Here is a 25,302-nt window from a genome sequence, read left to right on the forward strand (position 1 = left end):
AGCGCATTGCGCTGGCTTACTCTACTCATTCCGGTTTAATAAAAAGGCTTATTCGTCATCTTCAGCGATATCATCATCGCCATCAATGTCATCGATAGCATCATCGTCTTCGGCAACTTCGCCTTCAACTTTTACCACGCCATCCAGCTCTTCATCTTCTACCGGCTCGGCAACGCGTTGCAGGCCGACAACATGTTCGTCTTCCGCCGTACGAATCAGCGTGACACCCTGCGTGTTACGGCCAACGATACTGACTTCAGACACGCGAGTCCGCACCAGCGTTCCCGCATCGGTAATCATCATGATCTGGTCTGCGGCATCAACCTGAACCGCGCCAACAACTTTACCGTTACGTTCGCTGACCTTGATAGAGATAACCCCTTTCGTCGCACGCGACTTGGTCGGGTACTCGCTCACGGCAGTACGCTTACCAAAGCCATTTTGCGTGACGGTCAGGATATCGCCTTCGCCGCGAGGAATGATCAGAGAAACGACGCGATCTTCGCCTTGCAGATTGATACCACGGACGCCCGTTGCCGTACGGCCCATCGAACGCACCGCCTGCTCGGAGAAGCGAACCACTTTGCCTTCCGCAGAGAACAGCATCGCTTCATCGCTACCGTCGGTCAGGTCAACGCCAATCAGCTCGTCACCTTCGTTCAGGTTAACCGCGATGATCCCTGCACTACGCGGACGGCTGAATTCCGTCAGCGCCGTTTTCTTCACAGTACCGCTCGCGGTTGCCATGAAGATATGGCGGCCTTCTTCGTATTCACGCACTGGCAGAATCGCGGTAATACGCTCATTCGGCTCAAGCGGCAGCAGGTTGACGATCGGACGACCGCGCGCACCACGGCTGGCTTCCGGCAGCTGGTACACTTTCATCCAGTACAAGCGACCACGGCTGGAGAAGCACAGAATCGTGTCGTGGGTGTTGGCCACCAGCAGACGATCGATAAAGTCTTCTTCTTTAATACGAGCAGCAGACTTGCCACGACCACCGCGACGCTGGGCTTCATAGTCGCTCAGCGGCTGATACTTCACGTAACCCTGATGAGACAGCGTAACGACAACATCTTCCTGGTTGATCAGATCTTCGATGTTGATGTCAGCGGTGTTCGCCGTGATTTCCGTACGACGCTCGTCGCTGTATTGCGTTTTGATCGCTTCCAGCTCTTCGCGGATGACTTCCATCAGGCGCTCAGGGCTATTGAGGATATAAAGCAGCTCGGCGATCTCCGCCAGCAGCTCTTTATATTCATCAAGCAGCTTTTCGTGCTCCATGCCGGTCAGTTTCTGCAAACGCAGATCCAGAATCGCCTGCGCCTGCGGTTCGGTCAGGTAGTAGTGACCGTCACGGATACCGAACTCTGGCTCCAGCCACTCTGGACGCGCAGCATCATCGCCCGCACGTTCCAACATGGTAGCCACGCTACCTAGCTCCCATGCTTGTGCGATCAGCGCGGCTTTCGCTTCAGCAGGTGATGCAGCACGACGAATCAGTTCGATAATCGGATCGATGTTCGCCAGCGCAATAGCCAGACCTTCCAGAATGTGGGCACGGTCACGGGCTTTACGCAGTTCAAAAATGGTACGACGCGTCACCACTTCACGGCGGTGGCGCACAAACGCAACCAGAATGTCCTTCAGCGGCATGATCTTAGGCTGGCCCTGATGCAGAGCGACCATGTTGATGCCGAATGACGTCTGAAGCTGCGTCTGAGAGTACAGATTATTCAGTACCACTTCGCCCACGGCGTCACGCTTAATCTCGATGACGATACGCATACCGTCTTTATCGGATTCGTCACGCAGTGCGCTAATGCCTTCGATACGCTTATCTTTGACCAGCTCGGCAATTTTCTCGATCAGGCGCGCTTTGTTCACCTGATACGGAATTTCATGCACGATGATGGTTTCACGTCCGGTTTTCGCGTCCGCTTCCACTTCAGCACGCGCACGGATGTAAATTTTACCGCGCCCGGTGCGATAAGCTTCTTCAATGCCGCGTCGGCCATTGATGATCGCCGCCGTCGGGAAATCTGGGCCTTTGATGTGTTCCATCAACCCTTCGAGGCTGATGTTTTCATCATCGATATACGCCAGACAGCCGTTCACGACTTCTGTCAGGTTGTGCGGTGGAATGTTCGTTGCCATCCCGACGGCGATACCGGAAGAACCGTTAACCAGCAGGTTGGGAATACGCGTAGGCATGACGTCAGGAATCTGCTCGGTGCCGTCATAGTTCGGCACAAAATCGACCGTCTCTTTTTCAAGATCGGCCAGCAGTTCATGAGCAATTTTCGACATGCGAATTTCGGTATAACGCATCGCCGCAGCGGAGTCGCCATCAATCGAACCGAAGTTGCCCTGACCATCAACCAGCATGTAACGCAGTGAGAAAGGCTGCGCCATACGTACGATGGTTTCATAAACGGCAGAGTCGCCGTGCGGGTGGTATTTACCGATGACATCCCCGACGACACGGGCGGATTTTTTATACGGTTTGTTCCAGTCGTTACCCAGTACGTTCATCGCGTACAGTACGCGGCGGTGTACCGGTTTCAGTCCATCTCGAACATCTGGTAATGCACGCCCGACAATAACGGACATCGCATAATCCAGATACGAGCTTTTCAGCTCTTCTTCAATGTTGACCGGTGTGATTTCTCTGGCAAGGTCGCTCATGGAGCCGCTATCCCTCTATTTAGGCATCTACCCGTGTTCAGAAAAGTGAACCGTTCAGATAAGGTGAACTGTTCAAAAGGTGAAAAATTATATCACAAACCGCCGTTTCGGGGGAAACTCCCTTCCGCTCTGAACAGACTGTTTTCCCAATGGACTTTATTCCTCAGATATCCCTTAGAGAAAACGGACACCGCTGCACGTTGCAGCGCGAAGGGAGTATACTCGCGGCAGGATAAAGATGACGAAAGGCAGTGATGACACATGAATGTAGAAAATCAAACTCCGAACGTTGACCATCAGGAGATTGCCAAATTTGAGGCTATCGCTTCACGCTGGTGGGATTTAGAAGGTGAATTCAAACCATTGCACCGCATTAATCCGCTGCGTCTTGGCTATATTTCGCTGCACGCGGAAGGCCTGTTCGGCAAGAAAGTGCTGGATGTCGGCTGCGGCGGCGGCATTTTAGCCGAAAGCATGGCGCGTGAAGGCGCGGACGTCACCGGGCTCGATATGGGCGCAGAGCCGTTGCAGGTCGCGCGTTTGCATGCGCTGGAAAGCGGTGTCGCCGTCGATTACGTGCAGGAAACGGTAGAAGCGCATGCACACGCTCATCCGGGACTCTACGATGTCGTCACCTGTATGGAAATGCTGGAGCACGTTCCTGACCCGCAATCCGTGGTGCAGGCTTGTGCCAAGTTGGTCAAACCCGGCGGACACGTCTTTTTCTCCACCATCAACCGCAATGCGAAAGCGTGGATGATGGCCGTTATCGGTGCCGAGTACGTGCTAAAAATGGTACCGCGCGGCACGCACGACATTAAGAAGTTCATTCGCCCAGCAGAACTGATGCACTGGGTCGACAGTACACCGCTGCGTGAAAAGCATATCACCGGGCTGCACTACAATCCGCTGACGGACCACTTTAAACTGGGTCCAAACGTGGACGTGAACTACATGCTGCACACTCGGCACGATAAATAGAACCGATTAAGAATACTCTTAAAAGTTGCGTGGTTTTTCACCGCGCAATTTTCCAGGTTTTAGCTGAAAAACCAACAAAATGACTACGACTTATTTTTTTTACAGAATATTGACATCCTCTTAGCCCTTACAAAATCAGGATTTCGAGAAACCAACGGTTCAGCAACCTGAAATTAACACCAAAATCAAGCCTTGTACTCAAACGAATCCGGACTAGAATACTCACCATGTAGTAGCCATTTATTAAAAAATATCTATATCTAGTATTTATCCACAGAGTTAGTCACAGAGACATTTCTGTGAATAAACAGGGGATATTTTTTATTTTCACCAACAGGTAAATCCCAACATGAACCAGAGCTTGCTCGTCACCAAACGCGATGGCAGTAAAGAAAAAATCAATTTGGATAAAATCCACCGCGTCATTACCTGGGCCGCAGAAGGTTTACACAATGTCTCCGTTTCTCAGGTCGAACTGCGTTCACACATTCAGTTTTATGACAGCATCAAAACCTCTGATATCCATGAAACCATCATTAAGGCAGCCGCCGATCTGATCTCCCGCGAAAGCCCGGATTATCAATATCTGGCTGCGCGTCTGGCTATCTTCCATTTGCGTAAGAAAGCTTACGGCCAGTTTGAGCCACCAGCCCTGCTGACCCACGTCACCAAAATGGTCGAACTGGGCAAGTACGACAAGCACCTGCTGGAAGACTATAGCCAAGAAGAATTCGCCCAGATGGACGCTTTCATCGATCACTGGCGTGACATGAATTTCTCCTATGCTGCGGTTAAACAGCTGGAAGGGAAATACCTGGTACAAAACCGCGTCACCGGTGATATCTACGAAAGCGCCCAGTTCCTGTACATTTTGGTCGCCGCCTGCCTGTTCTCCGGCTACCCGCGTGAGACGCGTCTGGACTACGTTAAACGTTTTTATGACGCAATCTCTACGTTCAAAATTTCTCTGCCGACGCCAATCATGGCGGGCGTGCGTACGCCAACACGTCAGTTCAGCTCTTGCGTGCTGATCGAATGCGGCGACAGTCTGGATTCCATCAACGCGACCTCCAGCGCGATTGTGAAATACGTTTCTCAACGTGCCGGTATCGGCATTAACGCGGGACGCATCCGTGCGCTCGGTAGCCCAATTCGCGGCGGTGAAGCATTCCACACCGGCTGTATTCCTTTCTATAAACACTTCCAGACAGCAGTGAAATCCTGCTCTCAGGGCGGCGTACGCGGCGGGGCTGCCACGCTGTTCTATCCGCTGTGGCACCTGGAAGTGGAAAGCCTGCTGGTGCTGAAAAACAACCGTGGCGTAGAAGGCAACCGCGTTCGTCACCTCGACTACGGCGTGCAGTTGAACAAACTGATGTACCAGCGTCTGGTAAAAGGTGAAGAGATCACGCTGTTCAGCCCGTCTGACGTGCCAGGACTGTACGATGCCTTCTTCGCCGATCAGGATGAATTCGAGCGCCTGTATGTGCAATATGAGCAGGATAGCAGCATCCGCAAACAGCGCATCAAAGCAGTCGAACTGTTCTCACTTATGATGCAGGAACGAGCTTCCACAGGACGTATCTATATTCAGAACGTTGACCACTGCAACACGCACAGCCCGTTCGATCCGCAGATTGCCCCCGTTCGCCAGTCCAACCTGTGTCTGGAAATCGCACTGCCGACCAAGCCGCTGAACGATGTGAACGATGAAAACGGTGAAATCGCGCTGTGTACGCTGTCCGCTTTCAACCTCGGCGCAATCAATAGCTTAGACGATCTGGAAGATCTGGCGACACTGGCCGTGCGCGCGCTGGATGCCCTGCTGGATTATCAGGATTACCCGATTACCGCGGCAGAACGTGGTGCGATGGGTCGCCGCACGCTGGGTATTGGCGTCATTAACTTCGCTTACTATCTGGCGAAAAACGGCGTGCGTTACTCCGACGGCAGCGCCAACGGCCTGACACACAAAACATTTGAAGCGATTCAGTACTATCTGTTGAAGGCGTCGAATGTGCTGGCACGCGAACAAGGTGCTTGCCCGTGGTTCAATGAAACCACCTATTCGCAAGGTATTTTGCCTATCGATACCTATAAGCGCGATCTTGATGCGATTTGCAACGAACCGCTGCATCTCGACTGGGAAGCGCTGCGTAACGACATCAAAGAGTATGGCCTGCGTAACTCCACGCTGTCTGCGCTGATGCCGTCTGAGACCTCATCTCAGATCTCCAACGCCACCAACGGTATTGAACCACCGCGCGGCCACATCAGCGTCAAAGCGTCCAAAGACGGTATTCTGCGCCAAGTGGTGCCGGAGTACGAAACGCTGAAAGACGCTTACGAACTGCTGTGGGATATGCCAAATAACGACGGCTATCTGCAACTGGTTGGTCTGATGCAGAAGTTTGTCGATCAGGCGATCTCTTCCAACACTAACTACGATCCGTCACGTTTCCCATCAGGTCGAGTACCGATGAAACAGCTGCTGAAAGATCTGGTCACGGCCTACAAATTCGGCGTGAAAACGCTGTATTACCAAAACACCCGTGACGGCGCGGAAGACGTACAAGACGACCTGCTGCCAGAACCACAGGACGACGGCTGCGAAGGTGGCGCGTGTAAGATTTAAGCCAATAATGAAAGGCTGCCGATGCAGCCTTTCTCTTTTATAGCAAACGTCGCTGCCCGCCCCTGATGGGCCTTCACAAGCGGCGTTAAAAAATGCTCCCGGCATTTTTTTGGAGAGACTCATGGCCTATACCACTTTTTCACAGAATAAAAATGACCAGTTGCTAGAACCCATGTTCTTCGGTCAGTCGGTTAACGTTGCGCGTTTCGATCAGCAAAAATATGAAATTTTCGAAAAACTGATCGAGAAACAACTGTCCTTCTTCTGGCGTCCGGAAGAAGTTGACGTGTCCCGCGATCGCATCGACTATCAGGCGCTGCCCGATCATGAAAAACATATCTTCATCAGCAACCTGAAATACCAAACGCTGCTGGATTCGATTCAGGGACGCAGCCCGAACGTGGCACTGCTACCGCTGATTTCTATCCCTGAGCTGGAAACCTGGGTGGAAACCTGGGCTTTCTCGGAAACTATTCACTCACGTTCCTACACGCACATCATTCGTAATATCGTGAACGACCCGTCACTGGTGTTTGACGATATCGTGACTAACGAAGAAATTCTGAAGCGTGCCAAGGATATCTCCAGTTACTACGATTCGCTGATCGAGATGACCAGCTACTATCATCTGCTGGGTGAAGGGACACATCAGGTTAACGGCAAGACCGTGACCGTGAACCTGTATGCGCTGAAAAAACAGCTGTATATCTGTCTGATGAGCGTAAACGCGCTGGAAGCGATTCGCTTCTACGTTAGCTTCGCCTGCTCGTTTGCTTTTGCTGAACGCGAACTGATGGAAGGCAACGCCAAAATCATCAAGCTGATCGCCCGTGATGAAGCGCTGCACCTGACCGGCACGCAGCATATGCTGAACCTGATGCGTTCCGGCCATGACGACCCAGAAATGGCGCAGATTGCCGAAGAGTGTCAGCAAGAGTGTTATGACCTGTTCGTGCTCGCCGCTCAGCAAGAAAAAGAGTGGGCTGAATACCTGTTCCGCGACGGTTCGATGATTGGCCTGAACAAAGATATTCTGTGCCAATACGTGGAATACATCACCAACATCCGCATGCAGGCGGTTGGGCTGCCGCTGCCGTTCCAGACGCGCACTAACCCAATCCCGTGGATCAACGCCTGGCTGGTGTCCGATAACGTACAGGTCGCACCACAGGAAGTTGAAGTCAGCTCTTATCTGGTCGGTCAGATCGATTCAGAAATTAGCGACGACGATCTGAGCGATTTCCAACTGTAATCGATGAGCAATCCAACGATCACACTGCGCACATCCGGTGCGCAGTTTTCCTGTTCAGACGACGGCCCTTCCCTGCTGGATGTGCTGGAATCCAACCGCGTCAGCATTGAATATCAGTGCCGCTCCGGCTATTGCGGTTCCTGTCGGTTGCGTCTGGTAAAAGGCAGAGTGGCGTATCGTCAAACTCCGCTGGCCTGCATCCAACAGGATGAGATCCTTCCCTGCTGCTGTATGCCGCAGGGCGACATCGAACTCGATATCTAGCGAAGAGATTAGCGAAGAGATTAGCGAAGAAATTAGCGAAGAAATTAGCGAAATGATATGGCGAAATTCGCCAATGGAAACAAAAAACCATCATTTTGCAGACGCATTTTTTACTATAGCGGACACCTTATTGCAGCGCGTCCGCCATATATTTACTTTGCAGCGTCTTTTTCAGTGGATTTCAGGTATTGCAGGACATCTTTTTTAATTTTTTCCTGATTAGAGTATTTCCACTCTTTCCACAACTCTGGGTTATCAAGATAGACTTCCGAGCGAAGACCATAGTCTTGAAGCACAACCCATTCTCTCAGTAGTTCTTCATCGCGTTGTTGCAGGAAGCGTAGTAACTCTATCAGCGTCAATGCGGTAGCAGGAAAGTTCGTTGTTTTCCCTTCAAGATATTTCCATAGCGTAGCTCTGGGCAGGTTCATCATCGTTTGCAGAACCCCCTTCTCAATTCCCATTTTTTCAAAGGTCTCTTTGAACACATCCGCATCACTCATAACACTTACCGTCTCCAATGCGGCGAAAAAACAGCGCCAACAAAACATGATCTGTATCAATAAAGGATACGTATTTTATCTTATCGCCTGAGCTCTTTCCAGTAGAGGGCGATTAGCCCTTGAGTTTCAAGATATTACTCAAGACAAAATAACTTCACATTAAAACAATACAGCAAAAAACCAACCCAATGAAGACAAAAACAAACTCCAATGAAGACTATTAATATTTAAAAACCAAATAAACAGGATAAAAGTCGAATATTTGTGATGTGCAACACACAAATCTGAGCGTATAAATCAACTCCATTGAAGACAACATTCACTAATGGAAGTCATTGGCAGAGCTATCATGCAAAAATGATGCTTATCATTCGCTGTGATTGCCGCAAGCGTTCCATTGATAGCCAGAGAAAGCTTCAATGACAATGAGTTAGTTACAGAAAATACTTATTTCGCGTCACATCCTGATATTCAGATCTATGCACCTTGGATCGGGAAATCAGGACTGGATGTCAGCTCTCGACAGAGCCAATAAGTAGGAACAGTTAGGTTAATCATCAACAGAGCAAAGAATATGAAAAGAATCGCTGTAATCGCCCTCGGCGCAGTCACGTTTGGTCTGCTAGACGGTTGTTCCTCCCAAGCTTCGCGGATGGCGGAATGTGAAGCACAAGGCATCAGCCGCGACGCCTGTTACATCGCGGAAAAAAACCGCCAAGCTACAATTAATGCCAGTGCGGAAAAGCAGGCGCTGGAAAACGCAGCGCACGCGGTACGATAAGGAGTTTACCCATATGAAAAACGGAACAGTAGCACTCTTCGTACTGGTGCTGGCCGGGTCTCTGATCGCTGTAACCAGCTACGGTACGGTATTAGCGGGTACGCCACATACTGATCATTCTTCTCATCAAGCCGTAAAGGCCACGCAGAAGAATATGACCAAATCCTCTTGGGCGGGCTTTGGCATCAAAGTGATTCGGGAGAAAGACGGCATCATCACCGTCGATGGAAAGCCCGCAGCCTTAGATGAATCGAGTAAAGATGCTCAGGTTTACTCTCAAGGGCTAAACACGCTGATTTTCTACAAAACGGGAAGAGTCGTGTTAATGCGTAACGGACAATTTGTTGGAGACTTGAGGTAACTTTCTGCGTGAGTGGCTTTTTGTTATTGGTTATTTGAGTGTCACACCATCAGAGGTTTTACTCAGCTTCCTCTGACTACTTGATAGAACGTATCTCTCTTTGTGGTTTATTTTTCCTGGTGATTTGCCCTTTATCTCGCATAAAGGGCTTTTTTTTAACTCGCTCATGAAAAAACGCGAGGCATTCAGCATGCCATGACGCCCCTATAAAATCATCAATAAGTCACTTAAAAGACTAAAATGACAATTGTCATTTCCCCTCAAAAAAAATAGATAGCCTGCAATGATAAATTGATTTTCACCATTCAAAAAAACCATCTCTCACCTTACCCTTCATTTAAAACCCTTAAAAGAAATTAAAATCACTAACTTTTCAAACACTTCATTAAAACACATCAAAATCACTAAAAAAAGACTTGAGAATCACTAATTGAAGAGTAGGATTCGCAACATCAAAAGCCATTAAGAACCCTTAAGGGAATCAAGGCTTATTTAATTTTTTCTTTTAGGAAAAATAAAGATGAAAACCAATACCACCAAAACATTGATCGCTCTGGTTGTTACCGTTGCTGTTGCACCTGTGAGCGCAGCACATGCAAGTAACGTTGATGTGAATAACTTTCTTGTGAAAGCACATGGCGAGAACTTTCAGGAAGCGGTGAACGCCTACGATAACCTTAACCAGCGTGACCGAATGGTCGTTGATGGGATTGCAGATAAAACAGATTTAGGCGGGAAGTTCTTAGACATTAAAGGCGCAGCCGATCAGCTGGCTCACACTCATACAGCCCCGCAGGGTTGGGACTATTCAAAAACACAGGCTTTCATTGACGCTGCTAACGGTAAAAATGGGATCGACGGCGCAGCAGGTAAAGATGGGGTTAACGGTAAAGACGGTGTTAACGGTGCGGACGGTAAGGATGGCGTGACCACGATTATTACCAAAGTTGAAACCGATACCGCCACACAAAACCAAGTGAAAGCCAATACAAAAGCCATTGCAGGTACTGAAATTGAGCTCTTAGGCGAGTCTAACTTACGCCGCGTATCAGATGAGAATCTGCAACACCAGATCAATGCAACAAATACGAAATTACAGGGTGATGAGCTCACGCAGATGAACCGCGATCGTACTGCTAGTCAGCACGTGCAGCCTGTCGTGGGTCACGATGGCACTGATGGGGTTAACGGTAAAAACGGTGCTAACGGCAAAAATGGGATCGACGGCGCGGCGGGTAAAGATGGTGTGACGACAGTTATTACCAAAGTTGAAACCGATACTGCCACACAAAACCAGGTGCATGTGAACAGCGACGATCTGAAAGGTTTGCAACTGCAACAGGCGAACCGCGATCGTACTGCTAACCAACGCGTACAACCTGTCGTTGGTCACGATGGTGCGAACGGTGCGAACGGTGCGAACGGTAAGGATGGCGTGACGACGGTTATTACCAAAGTTGAAACCGATGCCTCCACGACACAGCAGGTCAGTAATAACGCGACATCGCTTCGCGCAGTACGCTCTGAACAGGCTGTACAAGGAGCATTTGTACAGCGTCAAGTAACGGTCATCAACCAACATTCAGCGCGTCTCACTCAGGACTCCGCCGACATCGCTCACAACAGCCAACGCATTGACCAGAACGCGAAACGTATTGATGAGACTAAAGAGGATCTGAAACGTGGCCTGAATAACGCCGCAGCCATGTCTTCACTACATTTCAACGGCAACCGTGATTCGTGGGCGCTGTCTACGGGTTCAGCGAATGGTGAAGGTGCTGCACTGGCTGGCGGTATGCAAAAGTCGCTGACTGAACACACTGCGGTAACTGTCCAATACTCTGATTCATTGTCTGGTGGCTACATGGTCGGTGCGGGTATCCACGGCGATTGGTAAGCCATCATCGACTCTTTTAAAAGGCTTCCATTCGGTGGCCTTTTTTATTTTCTTCTTATCAATGATAACGTGAAGACTTACCTCGCACTGGTAGTTAAAGCACCGTTGAAACTTTTCGTGCTATTCTGGTGCGGGTAGACAAAACAGGAAATCTATAAAATGTCACACGTTTTTCTTGAATTCGCAAACATCGATCCAGGGGTTAAGACTTTGGAAGATCTGCACTATGTGTTACGCAAAGATGATGACACCGCTTTTTCAATTAGCCCGGAAGTTGCACAATGGTTCAAGCAAACGTTGCAGGCATTCAAAGGCCAGAAGCTCACGCTGCTCAAAAATTGTCGCATTGCTTTTGCCGATGGCGCGGAGTTTGTAGAAATTGATAATAAAGGCAACGTGCAGCCAGTGGCCACCGTTGCACCGGCCTGGTACCCCGATCGTGGTGAATTCCTGCGTGAGAAATGGCTTATCAACAAAGAAATGCACGATCAAAATATTGTTGAATTTCTCCGCAACTTCCTGGAAATGTACCCTAACGTGAAAGATCGCAGGGTTCACGGCAATCTGCTGTTTGATCTGCAACTGGATAAGATCGACACGGAAAAGTCTGCCGATCACACCAAACCGCCAGCAGGGAAGATTGGGAATAAAAACAGATTATCGACTCAACCAAAAGTGAATGACCTGAAGTCGTTCGATATGTTCAGCCAGTTCTATTCAAATCTCGCCAAGGCGGTTATCGCTAACCAGTTCCCTACCATGCAGGTTTTGACCGGACAAGATAACCTCACCAAAGCGTCTACACCGTTGAAGGGTGCGGTCCGTACCTGGTTCAAGGCTATCACTGGTGAGCTGCCACCGAACAATAAAAAGGTTGAAGCGGGCCACGCAGAGGTGTTTTGCGCACCGATTCAGACCTCGCTACAGCAAATCACAGACTACGGATTAGAAAAATATTACGCTGAGCTCTCACAAGCTATCCAGCAGGCGGGAGATCTCACACTGGATAAATTTGAATATCCATTCCCGAAGCAATAAGACATCCACCACTTTAAAAGGCTTCCTATCTGGGTGGGCTTTCTCTTAGCTCACTTATGAAAAAACGTGATTGCTTCAGTCGTCAGTCATGGCGCAACGTTATTACCTATTATCCTTTTTCTACTGCATTGACGCTGCAATCTGACGAAAAGATAGGCTTTGTTGGGCGAAAGCGTTAGAATGCATTCGCAAGAAAAGAAAATAAAATCATCCCTTTCAAATAGTTAATAATCACTATTACGAATAAACACACGTAAGCGCCATTGGAGGTGAAAACTATGTTTACCGTCATTCCTATTTTGATCTTTGTTGCACTCATCATTGTCTGGTCAGGCATCAAAATCGTACCTCAGGGATATCAATGGACTGTGGAACGGTTTGGTCGCTATACCAAAACACTGATGCCGGGGCTGAATCTGGTCGTGCCGTTTATGGATCGCGTTGGTCGTAAAATCAACATGATGGAACAGGTATTAGATATCCCCTCTCAGGAAATTATCTCTCGCGATAACGCCAATGTAGCCATTGATGCCGTGTGTTTTATTCAGGTGATCGATCCCGCGCGCGCCGCCTATGAAGTTAGCAATCTGGAACAGGCTATCGTGAACCTCACCATGACCAACTTCCGTACGGTGCTGGGTTCCATGGAGCTGGACGAAATGCTGTCTCAGCGCGATAGCATCAACACCCGCCTGCTGCACATTGTTGATGAAGCCACGAACCCGTGGGGCGTGAAAATCACCCGTATTGAAATCCGCGACGTACGCCCGCCTGCTGAACTGATTGCTGCCATGAATGCGCAGATGAAAGCAGAGCGTAACAAGCGTGCCGACATTCTGGAAGCCGAAGGGGTGCGTCAAGCCGCGATCCTGAAAGCCGAAGGGGAAAAACAGTCGCAGATTCTGAAAGCCGAAGGCCAGCGCCAATCCGCCTTCCTGGAAGCAGAAGCGCGTGAGCGTGCGGCAGAAGCAGAAGCACAGGCGACTAAAATGGTGTCCGAGGCCATCGCAGCAGGCAACATTCAGGCGATTAACTACTTTGTTGCCCAGAAATATACCGACGCCTTGCAGCAGATCGGCTCCTCCAATAACAGCAAAGTGATCATGATGCCGCTGGAAGCCAGCAATCTGATGGGCGCTATTGGCGGGATTACGGAGCTGATTAAAGACAGCAAAGATAGCCGAGGTCAATAATGGGCATTGAACTGGTGATGGAAAATGCGCACTGGTTCTGGCTGTCGCTCGGCGGTCTGCTTTTGGCCGCCGAAATGCTGGGTGCCAGTGGCTATTCGCTGTGGAGCGGTTTATCGGCAGTATTGGTTGGGCTATTAACGTGGGTGATGCCGCTGGGGTGGCCATTACAGGGAACGATTTTCGCCATCCTGACGATCGTTACGGCACTGCTCTGGTGGTATTGGCTGCGTAAACGAACGCTGTCACGCCCACAATCGATGCTCAACCAGCGCGGACAACAGTTGGTTGGCCTGCGCGCGACGCTGACCGACCCGGTGATCAACGGTTTCGGCCGGGTAAACATCGGTGACAGCAGCTGGCGTGTGAAATCAGAACAGGATCTGCCCGTCGGCACGCAGGTTGAAGTGATTGCCATTGATGGTATCACGCTGCATGTACGCCCGATTGAGCGCTAACATAACGCATTATTTGGGGGAGCCAGTCTCCCCTTTATCACTCTTTTCTCTTTTGACAACAGCCCGCCAAATTATTGATTATCGGACAGTCTGCGCCCCCATCCCCCGGACACTGTTCTGCCAGTGCCAGTAAATGTTCACGCATCGTTTTCAGCTCTTCGATATGCATCTCGATTTCCTGCACTTTCTGCAAGGTTCGCGCTTTTACATCCGCACTTCGCCGCAGCGGATCGTTAAATAACGTAACCAGCTCTCGGCATTCATCCAGATTAAAGCCAACCTGACGCGCCTGACGCAGCAGCGTCAGCTCTTCGACATGATGCTCGTCGTAGCTGCGGTAACCATTTTCAGAACGCAGCGGCGTAGTCAGAAGTTCTTTCTCTTCATAGAAGCGAATGGTTTTACTGCTAAGACCGGTTTTTTTTGCAACATCACTGATATTCATGATTTCCCCCTTGACCCTCCCCTTGCTAGAAGGTTTACCTTACCCAATAACTAGTAGAAATCAGATGGCCGGTCAACGTCTTTCACCGCCGGCTGTGATCACGGGAGAAAAATTACTATGTCACAAACCATCTTGTTGTCATTGCAGGGACTGACCTGCGGACACTGTGTCCAACGCGTTAAAAAAGCACTGGACGCGCTGCCTGCGGTCGAACAAACCGACGTCACCCAACAGTACGCCAGCGTCAGCGGCGACGTTGATTCCCAGACGTTGATCGACACCATTGAGCAGGCTGGCTACGAAGCACAGCTTGCTACCACGCCGGATGTGTCCCTCCAGCTTTCCGGCCTGAGCTGCAATCACTGCGTCGCCGCTACGCGTAAAGTGCTGGAAGCAATTCCCGGCGTCGTGGCGACAGATGTCACCAAAGAACAAGCAACCGTGTATGGCAGCGTCGAGGCCACGATACTAATTAGTGCCATTGAAGAAGCTGGCTATCACGCCAGCGTGCAGGAGAACGTTCACCCAAAAACTGAGCCGCTGGCACAGGTAGCGATGACGCCGGAAGCGCTGCCAGCGGCCGAGAGTACTCTTCCGGCAACGACAACACATGCCACCCGCGATGACGACAGCGTGCAGCTCCTGCTTCAGGGCATGAGCTGCGCCAGCTGCGTGAACCGCGTACAGACGGCGCTGCAAAACGTCAGCGGCGTCACACAGGCGCGCGTCAATCTGGCCGAACGCAGCGCGTTGGTCAGTGGTTACGCCGAGCCGGAAGCACTGATTGCTGCCGTTGAGCAAGCGGGCTATGGCGCGGAAATTATTCAGGACGAAGAAGAACGCCGTGCGCGCCAACAGCAAACCTCTCAACAGGCTATTCGCCGTTTCCAATGGCAGGCCGCGCTGGGATTACTGCTTGGTGTGCCGCTGATGCTGTGGGGCGTGCTGGGCGGCAGCATGAGCCTGACGCCTGAAAGCCAAACGCCGTGGCTGGTCATCGGTATTTTGACGCTGGCAGTGATGGTGTTCGCTGGCAGTCATTTTTACCGTAACGCCTGGCGCAGCCTGAAAAATGGCACAGCAACCATGGATACGCTGGTCGCGCTGGGAACGGGTGCCGCCTGGCTTTATTCTATTACCGTTAACCTGTGGCCGGATCTTTTCCCGATGGCGGCGCGTCACCTTTACTACGAAGCCAGCGCGATGATCATCGGTTTAATCAACCTCGGTCATGCGCTGGAACAGCGCGCCCGCCAACGCTCTTCGCGGGCGCTGGAACGGCTTCTGGATCTGACGCCTCCGACTGCCCGCGTCGTGACGCCGGAAGGTGAGAAATCCATTCCGCTGTCCGACGTGCAGTCTGGCATGACGCTACGCCTGACAACTGGCGACCGTATTCCTGTCGACGGTGAGATTCTGCAAGGCGAAGTGTGGGTAGATGAAGCCATGCTGACCGGGGAACCGATCCCGCAATCCAAAACGGCTGGCGATACGGTTCACGCAGGCACGCTGGTTTCCGACGGCAGCGTCCTCTTTCGTGCAGACGCAATCGGCAACCAAACCACCCTATCGCGCATCATCCGACTGGTCAGGCAGGCGCAAAGCAGCAAACCCGCTATCGGCCAGTTGGCGGATCGCATTTCTGCCGTGTTTGTTCCCGTCGTCGTGGCCATCGCACTTCTCAGCGGCGCAGTCTGGTTCTTCGTGGGACCACAGCCACAGATGGTCTACACGCTCATTATCGTCACGACCGTTCTGATCATTGCTTGCCCCTGTGCGCTTGGGCTGGCAACGCCAATGTCGATTATTTCCGGCGTCGGACGAGCAGCGGAGTTTGGCGTGCTGGTGCGTGATGCCGATGCCTTACAGCAGGCCAGCAAGCTGGATGTGCTGGTGTTTGACAAAACCGGTACGCTAACCGAAGGACAGCCACGCGTTGTGGCGATTCATACCTTCGGTGACGTGACAGAAGAACAGGCGCTGGCTTGGGCGGCTTCGCTGGAGCAAGGCTCAAATCACCCACTGGCAAAAGCGATTCTTGAACGAGCAGAGAATTTGACGCTCACGCAAGCCGAACAGTTCCGTACGCTGCGCGGCCTCGGTGTCAGCGGCGAGATCGGTGATGCCCACCTGCTGTTAGGGAATCCGGCGCTGCTCAAACAGCATCAGGTCGATATCACCGCAGGCGAAACGCTGATCAATGAACAGGCTCAACGTGGTATCACGCCCGTGTTGCTTGCGGCGGATGGTCGCATCATTGCAGTGTTTTCTATCCACGATCCGCTGCGAGCAGATAGCGTCAGCGCCTTGCAGCGTCTCCACCAGCAAGGCTACCAGTTAGTCATGCTAACGGGGGATAATCCGCTCACGGCGAAGAGCATCGCGAAAGACGCGGGTATCGATCAAGTGATCGCTGGCGTGCTGCCAGACGGCAAAGCAGAGGCCATCAAAAAACTACAGGCTCAAGGCAAACGCGTGGCCATGATTGGCGACGGCATCAACGATGCGCCGGCACTGGCGCAGGCCGATGTCGGCATTGCGATGGGAGGCGGCAGCGATATCGCGATTGAAACCGCCGCCATCACGCTGATGCGCCACAGCCTGCACGGCGTCGCCGATGCGCTGGCGCTCTCCAATGCCACACTGCGCAACATGAAGCAGAACCTGCTGGGCGCGTTTATCTATAACTCGCTGGGGATTCCCATTGCCGCAGGCGTGCTCTACCCGCTGACCGGAACGCTGCTCAGCCCGGTGGTAGCTGGTGCCGCTATGGCGCTCTCCTCCATCACGGTGGTCAGCAACGCTAACCGCCTGCTGCGTTTTAAACCTAAAAATCAGTAATGCAAACGCGGCGCGCCTCAACAACGCGCCGCGTTTTCCTTTGCCGAAAATCATCGTGATTTTTATCGCTGGCAACCAGACCTATTCAACCGCGCTTACTCTAGTTCATGGCGTGCAGCTTCGGCCAAAAAATGGCTGCGATCGCGATAAGTACCCGGCTGCTCTCGTACGCGATTATCAATACGCTGTATCAACGTATCGGGAAGAGAAATGTTCAATCGCTGCGGCTTTCCCTCAAAAGCTGATAGATCGACATCCAGCACGAACCAACTATCATAGTCCGCAAAATCTGGCATCGCCGCATAGATGAGGTGTCCAGCGTCGTTAAGTCGTCTAATATCCAGATTTCCGCGACTCACAGCTTCATCAATAAGGGTTAAAATCGCTTCCCGCGCCATGCGTGCAATCTCTTGTTGGCTGTCTGCCGCAGAGAAGCAGCCGTAATCATCAGTACACAATGCCGGAACGATCAGCCCATATGCCGTAGCATCATCTTTTGGCGTTTCAACACCGACTGAAAAAAACATATTGCCTCCGAAAAGGCGGGGATCAGATCCCCGCCATTTTTTTGATGGATTTGACAGTGCCAAGTGGTAAATCCTTTTTTGGATGCGGCACTGGAAACGTTTTTCCAGTAATGGGTGACCACCATATTTGATGACTCCCGCCGTTATGCCGTTTGCACTCACAACCTGCCGCTGCCAGCTCCTTTATCAGGTCGGTTGATTTCATGTATCCTCCTAACCTGATTTTTATTATACACACCAATACACACTCATCAATATTTACGTATAGAAAGAATCGATAGGGAGTGAGTAGCCAAACACGTAGGCTTCCGTGCCCTTAGGAGTGGTATACCTTGTATTGTTCCGCATCTAGCGTTTAGCATAGTTATTCCACATCAGGAGACGGAACCAATGGGGCAACTGCTGCGTAGAATCGCGACTTTTCTTGGCTTTATCTCACCGCTGGCTTACGCCTACCCAGCGATAGACGTTCAGCTTGCCAATGAACGGCAGCTGCATCTGGTCGGCAGTATTCATATGGGCAGCAAGGATATGGCACCGCTGCCCGATACGTTGTTGCAACAGCTTCGGCAGGCAACCGCACTCATCGTCGAAGCCGATATATCCGATTCACACTCCCCCTTCGGACACAATGACGCCGAGCCGCCGCTCGTACAGCGCCTCAGCCCGGAAAACTACCGTCAACTGCAAAAAGTCTGCGAATCACTCTCTTTCGATGAGAGCAATATCAGTACGCTTCCGGCCTGGCAGGCCGCTCTGATGCTGCAAGCAAGACAGGCGCAGTTGCTGGGCTTACGTCCCGACTATGGCATCGATTATCAGTTGATTAACGCCGCGAAATCTCACGGTATTCAGGTTATCGAATTAGAAGGACAGCAGACGCAGGTTGATTTGTTACAACAACTGCCGCAGGGCGGCCTGCTGTTGCTGGAAGATACGATTAAACACTGGCGCACCAACGCGCATTTACTACAAACGATGGTGGGCTGGTGGCTAGACAGCAGACCCGGTAAATATACGCCGGATATCCCCGCGACGTTCAGCAATGAAATGACCGACCTGCTGATGGGGCAGCGTAACCGCCGCTGGCAACAGCAGCTTCAGGCGTTGCCACCTGGAAATTACGTTGTGGCCGTAGGGGCACTGCACCTGTATGGCGATGAGAATTTACCTACGCTGCTCACAAACGGTCATTCAGCAACCCCGTGAAAGAACACGCTATGACGCTTAACGACGTCCGCAAGATAAAGCCCGCTACAGGGTTAAGGATAGTGAAATCATGACACCCGCAGTCAATCTGCTCGAAAAGAACAAGGTCGCCTTTACGCTACACAGTTACCACCACGACAGCGACGAGACCAATTTTGGCGAAGAAGCGGCCAGAAAGCTGGGGCTGAATAAAGAACAGGTGTATAAAACGCTGCTCGTTTCTCTGAATGGTGATGCGAAAAATCTCGCCGTGGCCGTTACGCCAGTCGCTGGCATGCTGGATCTCAAGAAAGTCGCTCGCGCGCTATCGGCTAAAAAAGCGGATATGGCCGATCCGATCATCGCTCAGCGTGTCACGGGTTATCTGGTAGGTGGAATCAGCCCGCTGGGGCAGAAGAAACTGTTGCCGACCGTGATTGATGAACCGGCGCGCCAGTTCGGTACTATTTTTATTTCCGGTGGTAAACGGGGGTTGGATATTGAGCTGTCGGCTGACGATCTGGCACGCCTGCTGCGCGCCACTTTTGCCGATATCGCCAAGCATGATTAATGCCCGCCATTAAACGAACATCACCAGCCAGGCGATGAGCATAAAAGCGAAGCAGATAGCAGAGGACTCCACGGCCAGTGTGTCCCCTGCTACCGCTTCATGATCGATTACTGATCGACTTTCGCCCCTTTATCCAACTGCATCACTGGGCCTTCTTTCACATTCAGCGTCAGGCCTTTGGTTTGCAGTTCCGCATTCCTCACGCGAATGCCTTTATCTGCATCAATACGCACATTATCAAAGTGGAAACCACTGAGCGGGGCTTCCGGTACGCCGATAATGTACGCAGCGGCCTTGGTCTTACCGGTCGACTCCAGATTCTCGATCGTCACATTGCTGAAATGCGGCGTCTTGTACTGATCAAACGGCTGCTCTGGATCGGTATCTGGCGGGTAAATTTGCTCACCCATGGTGAAGCCACCTTCGGCCAGCATCTTATCGACTTCAGCCTGCACAATCGGCGCGGCTTTGTAGTAAGCGGCAAAGACTAGCGGGATTTCAACATCCACCATTTTGGTATTACGGTAGGTGATGTTTTTCACTTCGCCGCCTTTACCACGATGGGTTTTAATGCGGATACCGTACATGGAACCTTCGAACTGGTTATTTTCCACCAGCACGTTATTCACACCACCGGAGGTTTCGCTGCCGATAGAGATGCCGCGCCCCTGCTTCAGGATATTGTTGGCGATATAGATGTTATCCACAACGCCATTCGGGAAGCGGCTATCCGGCTTCTCGGCTTTTATCGCGATGTGGTCGTCATTACAGTCGATATAGTTGTTGGTGATACGGATATTCTGGCTGTCGATCGGGTCGATAGCATCAGTATTTGGTGCATGCCACGGCGACAGAATCCGAGTACCGTTGACATCCACATCATGCGAGTAACGCATCACAATGTGGAAGCTCGGAGAGTGAGTGAGCGTGACGCCATCCACCAGCACGTTACTCGAGCTTTTGATATAAATCAGACGTGGACGATCGGTGCCACCTTTCTTGCCGGTTGCACGAATGTTCTCACGCCAGCGCTCCCACCAGACAGCGCCTTGCCCATCAATAGTGCCCTGCCCGGTGATAGCCACATTCTGTGCATCGGCAATACTGATAAAGGGAAGCCAGCCATTTTCCGCTTCAGCGTACTTGGTTTTTTCCGTCGCGCGATACGCCGCTTCTTCGGTCGACGCGACGATGGTCGCATCTTTTGCCAGATCCAGTCTGATGTTACTTTTCAGGAACAGCGGATCGACCAGATAGTTACCGCGAGGAACGTGTACCGTTCCGCCGCCGGCCGCAGCACAATCATCAATCGCTTTCTGGAAAGCTTGAGTATTCAGTGCGATCTGTAGGCGGTGGCCTTCGGCCCCGTATTGCGTTACGTCACAGGTTTTATCGGGAAATTTCACTGAACTGGCCGCTTGTGCGGTGCCCGCTTGAATACCCAACGTGATGCAGGAAGCCATTAATGACAGGGCAAGACCACTACGCATACTTAACCTCACTAAAAAATGAAATATCGTTTTAATAAAATACCACTCCTATTCCATTAAAAAGCGAGAGGCGATCACGTTTTGGATGTATTCGTAATAATTACAATAAGGTAGGAATTTTTTCGTGCAATTGCACGATTCACATTTTGCTGATCTACTAATGACAGAGATCGCACCTGTCAGGCAGTGCGTCGCGTAAGCAGATCAAGTGAGGTAAAAGAAAGTAAGATCGAGGGAAATGGTGCTGGCCTGAGCGACCAGCACAGAGAAGATAAAGGGCGTTATGCCGTCAGGCGAGCGAAAGCGTCACGGATTTCCTGTTCAGGTAAATCCACACCGATAAATACCAGCACGCTCTTTCTTTCTTCATCAACGTGCCATTCTCTGTCCCAGTCGGCGCTGTACAAGCGCTGAACGCCCTGAAACAGCAGGCGACGGTCATCACCGTTGATGGCCAGAATGCCTTTATAACGCAGCAGATTGTCGGAGAATTGCAGCAGCAGGTTTTCCATCACATCGGAAACAGACTGAAGCTCAACCGCCTTCTCGAGATACACAACAATCGATTGCACGTTATTTTGCGTAGGAGCAACAAAGCGAAATACGGGCGTTTTCACGTCCAGCTTGTCACTGAGGACAAAGCCATCGATGTTAAACAGCACGCTCAGATCGATATCGCCATGTACCACAGGATAGATCGGTGCACGCGCATTGATGCGCTGAAGACGCGGTAGCAGCGTTTCGTCTTCGCTTGCCACGTCGGTTTTGGTTAGCAGTATGCGATCGGCATAGCCAATCTGCGACTGAGCGATAGTGAACTGATCGAGCTGTTGCTGCGCATGTACTGCATCCACCAGCGTGATAATCCCGTCCAGAACAAAGCGTTCACAGATAACTTCATGCGAGAAGAAGGTCTGCGCTACCGGCCCCGGATCGGCCATACCGGTGCATTCAATGATGACATGATCGAAATCCAACGTGCCGTTATCCACGCCATCAATCAGATCGAGCAGCGCATCGGCCAGCTCATTGGACTGCGTACAGCAGATGCAGCCGTTGCTCAGCGTCGTAATCTGGCTGGCACGTTCGCCGATTAGCGAATTATCAATCGGGACTTCACCGAATTCGTTTTCAATCACGGCAATCTTGTAGCCATGATCGGCATTCAGGATATGCCGTAATAAAGTCGTTTTTCCTGCGCCGAGAAACCCGGTCAGAATAGTGACATACACGGGTTTCGTCACATCAGAGGATAAAGGTTGAGTCATAACAGGTCCCAAGTCGTTAACAGCAACGCATCCCGCCTTTGCCGTCTCCGCCGTAACGCGCCTGCTGGCGTTCACGGAAGAATTCTTCGTACGTCATCGCAGGTTTATCCGGGTGATTAGTCTGCATATGCTGCACATAGGTATCATAATCTGGCATACCGACCAGCATACGCGCCGCCTGGCCCAAATATTTTCCTGCTTTTCCCAGATTGCCAAACATCATTACCTCCAGACCATCGCCTGCAATAGCGGCTAGATAAAAAATACCCTGTATAACGTTATACATTATACAGGGTATCTGTACCCGTCATCTTTCACGTTCAGCCTTGCTAGCTGTCTCGCAAAATCTGACGGGCGCGAATCACTTAGTGGCCGGAAGAGACTTTCACGCCACCTTCAGGAACCGGAACATACGGGGTTTCCTGATCGGTACGTTCAGCCACTTTACGTGCAGCCAGTGCCGCTTTAATACCGTACGCAATAATGCTGTACACCACGATCAGGAACAGAATGCTCAGACCGGCGTTGGTATAGTTGTTAGTCACGATATGGTTCATGTTAGAAATCTGCTGCGCGCTCAGTTCAGCACCGCCTTCCGCAATTTTGCCCTTGAACATGTTCGCCATGTAGAAGAAGCCTTCCAACTGAGGATTGTCGCTGAACAATTTCAGACCCAGCGCCCAAGTAGTACAGATCAACAGCCAAATCGCCGGAACCAGCGTTACCCAGATGTACTGCGTACGTTTCATCTTAATCAGGATAACCGTACCCAGCACCAGCGCTACCGCAGCCAGCATCTGGTTAGAGATACCGAACAACGGCCACAGGCTCTTCACGCCGCCCAGCGGATCAACCACGCCTTGATACAGCAGGTAGCCCCACAGACCAACGCAGCCAGCCGTACCGATCATACCGGCAATCAGAGAGTCGGTTTTCTTCAGGAACGGAACGAAGTTACCCAACAGGTCTTGCAGCATGAAGCGGCCCGCACGCGTACCCGCATCCAGTGCTGTCAGAATGAACAGCGCTTCAAACAGAATACCGAAGTGATACCAGAAGCCCATGTTGGCACCAGGAATGATCTGGTGGAACACATGTGCGATACCGACAGCCAGTGTTGGTGCACCGCCTGCACGGTTCAGAACGGAAGGTTCACCGATGTCTTTCGCCGTTTGCAGAATCTGCTCTGGAGAAATCACGAAGCCCCAAGAGCTAACGGTCGCCGCCGCGTGTGCGGATACGTCCTGCAGCTGTGCCAGAATCATCGGCGCATCGGCTGTACCCAGACGGTGCAGATCCGGCATCGTAATACCCAACGCCGCCGGCGGGGTATTCATCGCAAAGTACAGACCCGGTTCGATGATAGACGCCGCAACCAGCGCCATCACTGCCACGAAAGATTCCATCAGCATGGCGCCGTAACCGATGAAACGCGCATCGTTTTCGTTAGCCATCAATTTCGGCGTAGTACCGGAAGCAATCAGCGCGTGGAAACCAGATACGGCGCCACAGGCGATAGTAATAAACAGGAACGGGAACAGCGTACCTTTCCAGACCGGACCGGTGCCATCCACAAACTGCGTTACCGCTGGCATTTTCAGGTCAGGATTCAGAATCACGATACCAATCGCCAGACCGACGATGACACCAATTTTCAGGAAGGTAGCCAGATAGTCACGCGGTGCCAGAATCAACCATACTGGCAGCAGTGCGGACACAAAAGCATAACCAATCAGCGTATAGGTGATGGTCGTATCTTTGAAGGTCAGCGCCGGGCCCCAGTACGGGTCATGTGCCACTACGCCACCAAACCAGATTGCCAGCACCAGCAGCACGATCCCGATCACCGAGATTTCACCGACTTTACCCGGACGGATGAAGCGCATGTAGACGCCCATAAACAGCGCGATCGGCACCGTAGAACATACGGTAAAGACGCCCCACGGACTTTCTGCCAGTGCTTTCACCACGATCAGCGCCAGTACGGCAAGAATGATGATCATGATAAGGAAGCAGCCGAACAGCGCAATCGTACCCGGTACCGGGCCTAATTCTTTCTTAACGATTTCGCCTAATGACGCGCCGTTACGACGGGTCGAAATAAACAGCACCATGAAGTCCTGCACGGCACCGGCCAACACCACGCCGCCCAGCAGCCATAAGGTGCCCGGCAAGTAGCCGACCTGCGCGGCCAATACCGGCCCAACCAGCGGACCTGCACCTGCGATAGCGGCAAAGTGGTGCCCGAACAGGACGTTACGGTTCGTCGGCACATAGTTAAGACCGTCGTTATTCACAACGGCAGGGGTTGCTCTGGTCGGATCTAACTGCATGACTTTTTGTGCGATATACAGGCTGTAGTATCGATAAGCCACGAGGTAAACGGCGACAGAGGCAACAATAATCCATAATGCACTAATATGCTCACCGCGACGTAGTGCGACTACGCCGAGGCAAGCAGCCCCGATGATTCCAAGAATCATCCAAGGGATGTGTTTAAGAATGGCGTTGCTCTTCATAAGACATCCTTCAATTAAAAATCACAATCGTTTGATTTTGTTAGCTGTAGAAAAATAAACCCTGGTAATGCATCGTGCGATAACGCGGGTTATCGCGTATTTCAGATAAAGGAAAATAGTGGCGGCACATTACGCCATCGCGTACGCGCGTGGGGCGGGTATTTGGGTAGGCGGCAGAATAGCGAGCTAAGCGGTTAGAATGACGCAGTGAGTGGCTGGGGATAAATTGGGCGGTATAAACGAAAAGGCCGCGACGTTCGCGGCCAGTGAAGTATTGGATGTGGTGAACGATTACGGAACCTGATACGCCAGCTTGTAATTGCGGTTAGCGTTGCGGCATTGATTTGTGCCCACAAGCCAGCTGATGTTAATAATTTCTGAGTTACTGACTGTGCTAATAGAGTA

21 protein-coding genes and 1 pseudogene are annotated in these 25,302 nt (G+C 51.4%); 13 read left to right on the forward strand and 9 right to left on the reverse strand.

From position 1 onward, the window contains the following. Positions 1 to 48: 48 nt before the first annotated feature. The gene (gene gyrA / locus QWJ20_RS04870) at positions 49 to 2,688 is read right to left on the reverse strand and encodes a DNA topoisomerase (ATP-hydrolyzing) subunit A (protein ID WP_433991988.1); all 2,640 of its coding nucleotides are present in this window, start codon (positions 2,686 to 2,688) and stop codon (positions 49 to 51) included. Between the two features lie 261 nt (positions 2,689 to 2,949). On the opposite strand from gyrA, the gene ubiG reads away from it, so the two are divergent. The 4 genes from ubiG (at position 2,950) to yfaE (ending at position 7,820) form a co-directional block, all read left to right on the forward strand. Continuing rightward, positions 2,950 to 3,669, forward strand: a complete 720-nt coding sequence (gene ubiG / locus QWJ20_RS04875; RefSeq protein WP_095993974.1) for a bifunctional 2-polyprenyl-6-hydroxyphenol methylase/3-demethylubiquinol 3-O-methyltransferase UbiG — start codon at positions 2,950 to 2,952, stop codon at positions 3,667 to 3,669. A 349-nt stretch (positions 3,670 to 4,018) separates the two neighbouring features. After that, entirely contained in the window at positions 4,019 to 6,304 is a 2,286-nt protein-coding gene (gene nrdA, locus QWJ20_RS04880; protein WP_095698803.1) for a class 1a ribonucleoside-diphosphate reductase subunit alpha, read from the forward strand. A gap of 121 nt (positions 6,305 to 6,425) precedes the next feature. Then, positions 6,426 to 7,556 (forward strand): class Ia ribonucleoside-diphosphate reductase subunit beta, encoded by a 1,131-nt coding sequence (nrdB, locus tag QWJ20_RS04885; RefSeq protein WP_095698802.1) that lies wholly within the window; start codon positions 6,426 to 6,428, stop codon positions 7,554 to 7,556. A 3-nt stretch (positions 7,557 to 7,559) separates the two neighbouring features. Next, positions 7,560 to 7,820 (forward strand): class I ribonucleotide reductase maintenance protein YfaE, encoded by a 261-nt coding sequence (gene yfaE, locus QWJ20_RS04890; protein ID WP_010284079.1) that lies wholly within the window; start codon positions 7,560 to 7,562, stop codon positions 7,818 to 7,820. Positions 7,821 to 7,972: 152 nt separating this feature from the next. Here the strand turns inward: yfaE and QWJ20_RS04895 are convergent, their stop codons facing one another. After that, the gene (locus QWJ20_RS04895; protein ID WP_109411868.1) at positions 7,973 to 8,323 is read right to left on the reverse strand and encodes a hypothetical protein; all 351 of its coding nucleotides are present in this window, start codon (positions 8,321 to 8,323) and stop codon (positions 7,973 to 7,975) included. A gap of 574 nt (positions 8,324 to 8,897) precedes the next feature. Between QWJ20_RS04895 and QWJ20_RS04900 the strand changes: the two are divergent. From QWJ20_RS04900 to QWJ20_RS04925, 6 genes and pseudogenes are all read left to right on the forward strand, one after another. Then, positions 8,898 to 9,086: pseudogene (locus tag QWJ20_RS04900) on the forward strand (hypothetical protein); the annotation flags it as partial. 31 nt (positions 9,087 to 9,117) lie between these two features. Then, a complete protein-coding gene (locus tag QWJ20_RS04905) occupies positions 9,118 to 9,465 on the forward strand; it encodes a hypothetical protein (protein WP_433991989.1) in 348 nt (115 codons plus the stop codon). 520 nt (positions 9,466 to 9,985) lie between these two features. After that, entirely contained in the window at positions 9,986 to 11,362 is a 1,377-nt protein-coding gene (locus tag QWJ20_RS04910) for a hypothetical protein (RefSeq protein WP_433991990.1), read from the forward strand. A 159-nt stretch (positions 11,363 to 11,521) separates the two neighbouring features. Beyond that, positions 11,522 to 12,400: a hypothetical protein gene (locus QWJ20_RS04915; RefSeq protein WP_174877664.1), complete on the forward strand. Its 879-nt coding sequence runs from the start codon at positions 11,522 to 11,524 to the stop codon at positions 12,398 to 12,400. Positions 12,401 to 12,678: 278 nt separating this feature from the next. After that, positions 12,679 to 13,593 carry an SPFH domain-containing protein gene (locus tag QWJ20_RS04920; protein WP_095698795.1) on the forward strand — a complete coding sequence of 305 codons (915 nt, stop codon included), beginning with the start codon at positions 12,679 to 12,681 and terminating at the stop codon, positions 13,591 to 13,593. Next, the gene (locus tag QWJ20_RS04925) at positions 13,593 to 14,048 is read left to right on the forward strand and encodes an NfeD family protein (protein ID WP_127156252.1); all 456 of its coding nucleotides are present in this window, start codon (positions 13,593 to 13,595) and stop codon (positions 14,046 to 14,048) included. Before QWJ20_RS04920 ends, QWJ20_RS04925 begins: the two co-directional genes overlap by 1 nt. Positions 14,049 to 14,085: 37 nt before the next feature. Here the strand turns inward: QWJ20_RS04925 and cueR are convergent, their stop codons facing one another. Next, entirely contained in the window at positions 14,086 to 14,493 is a 408-nt protein-coding gene (gene cueR, locus QWJ20_RS04930) for a Cu(I)-responsive transcriptional regulator (protein ID WP_039502918.1), read from the reverse strand. Positions 14,494 to 14,610: 117 nt separating this feature from the next. Here cueR and copA point away from each other — a divergent pair, with 117 nt between their 5' ends. After that, positions 14,611 to 17,334 carry a copper-exporting P-type ATPase CopA gene (copA, locus tag QWJ20_RS04935; RefSeq protein ID WP_433991991.1) on the forward strand — a complete coding sequence of 908 codons (2,724 nt, stop codon included), beginning with the start codon at positions 14,611 to 14,613 and terminating at the stop codon, positions 17,332 to 17,334. Between the two features lie 95 nt (positions 17,335 to 17,429). On the opposite strand, the gene QWJ20_RS04940 is transcribed toward copA, so the two are convergent. Then, positions 17,430 to 17,861: a type II toxin-antitoxin system HicB family antitoxin gene (locus tag QWJ20_RS04940; protein ID WP_039312292.1), complete on the reverse strand. Its 432-nt coding sequence runs from the start codon at positions 17,859 to 17,861 to the stop codon at positions 17,430 to 17,432. Positions 17,862 to 17,883: 22 nt separating this feature from the next. Then, entirely contained in the window at positions 17,884 to 18,066 is a 183-nt protein-coding gene (locus QWJ20_RS04945; protein WP_039485998.1) for a type II toxin-antitoxin system HicA family toxin, read from the reverse strand. A gap of 185 nt (positions 18,067 to 18,251) precedes the next feature. On the opposite strand from QWJ20_RS04945, the gene QWJ20_RS04950 reads away from it, so the two are divergent. Next, a complete protein-coding gene (locus tag QWJ20_RS04950) occupies positions 18,252 to 19,070 on the forward strand; it encodes a TraB/GumN family protein (RefSeq protein ID WP_433991992.1) in 819 nt (272 codons plus the stop codon). A gap of 70 nt (positions 19,071 to 19,140) precedes the next feature. After that, on the forward strand, positions 19,141 to 19,620 hold the full coding sequence (gene ybaK, locus QWJ20_RS04955) for a Cys-tRNA(Pro)/Cys-tRNA(Cys) deacylase YbaK (protein ID WP_014914564.1): 480 nt from the start codon (positions 19,141 to 19,143) through the stop codon (positions 19,618 to 19,620). Between the two features lie 107 nt (positions 19,621 to 19,727). Here ybaK and QWJ20_RS04960 read toward each other — a convergent pair whose 3' ends face one another. The 4 genes from QWJ20_RS04960 to QWJ20_RS04975 all read right to left on the reverse strand — a co-directional run bounded on the left by QWJ20_RS04960 (position 19,728) and on the right by QWJ20_RS04975 (position 24,897). Beyond that, positions 19,728 to 21,110: a glycoside hydrolase family 28 protein gene (locus tag QWJ20_RS04960; RefSeq protein ID WP_127156255.1), complete on the reverse strand. Its 1,383-nt coding sequence runs from the start codon at positions 21,108 to 21,110 to the stop codon at positions 19,728 to 19,730. A 281-nt stretch (positions 21,111 to 21,391) separates the two neighbouring features. Next, a complete protein-coding gene (yjiA, locus tag QWJ20_RS04965; RefSeq protein WP_095993963.1) occupies positions 21,392 to 22,378 on the reverse strand; it encodes a GTPase in 987 nt (328 codons plus the stop codon). 16 nt (positions 22,379 to 22,394) lie between these two features. Then, positions 22,395 to 22,598, reverse strand: coding sequence for a YbdD/YjiX family protein (locus QWJ20_RS04970; RefSeq protein ID WP_005976130.1), 204 nt, complete (start codon positions 22,596 to 22,598; stop codon positions 22,395 to 22,397). 145 nt (positions 22,599 to 22,743) lie between these two features. Then, positions 22,744 to 24,897, reverse strand: a complete 2,154-nt coding sequence (locus QWJ20_RS04975; RefSeq protein WP_095993962.1) for a carbon starvation CstA family protein — start codon at positions 24,895 to 24,897, stop codon at positions 22,744 to 22,746. Positions 24,898 to 25,302: the final 405 nt, after the last annotated feature.

It is taken from the genome of Pectobacterium sp. S5, from assembly GCF_051707265.1.
Taxonomy (GTDB): Bacteria; Pseudomonadota; Gammaproteobacteria; order Enterobacterales; family Enterobacteriaceae; genus Pectobacterium; species Pectobacterium polare.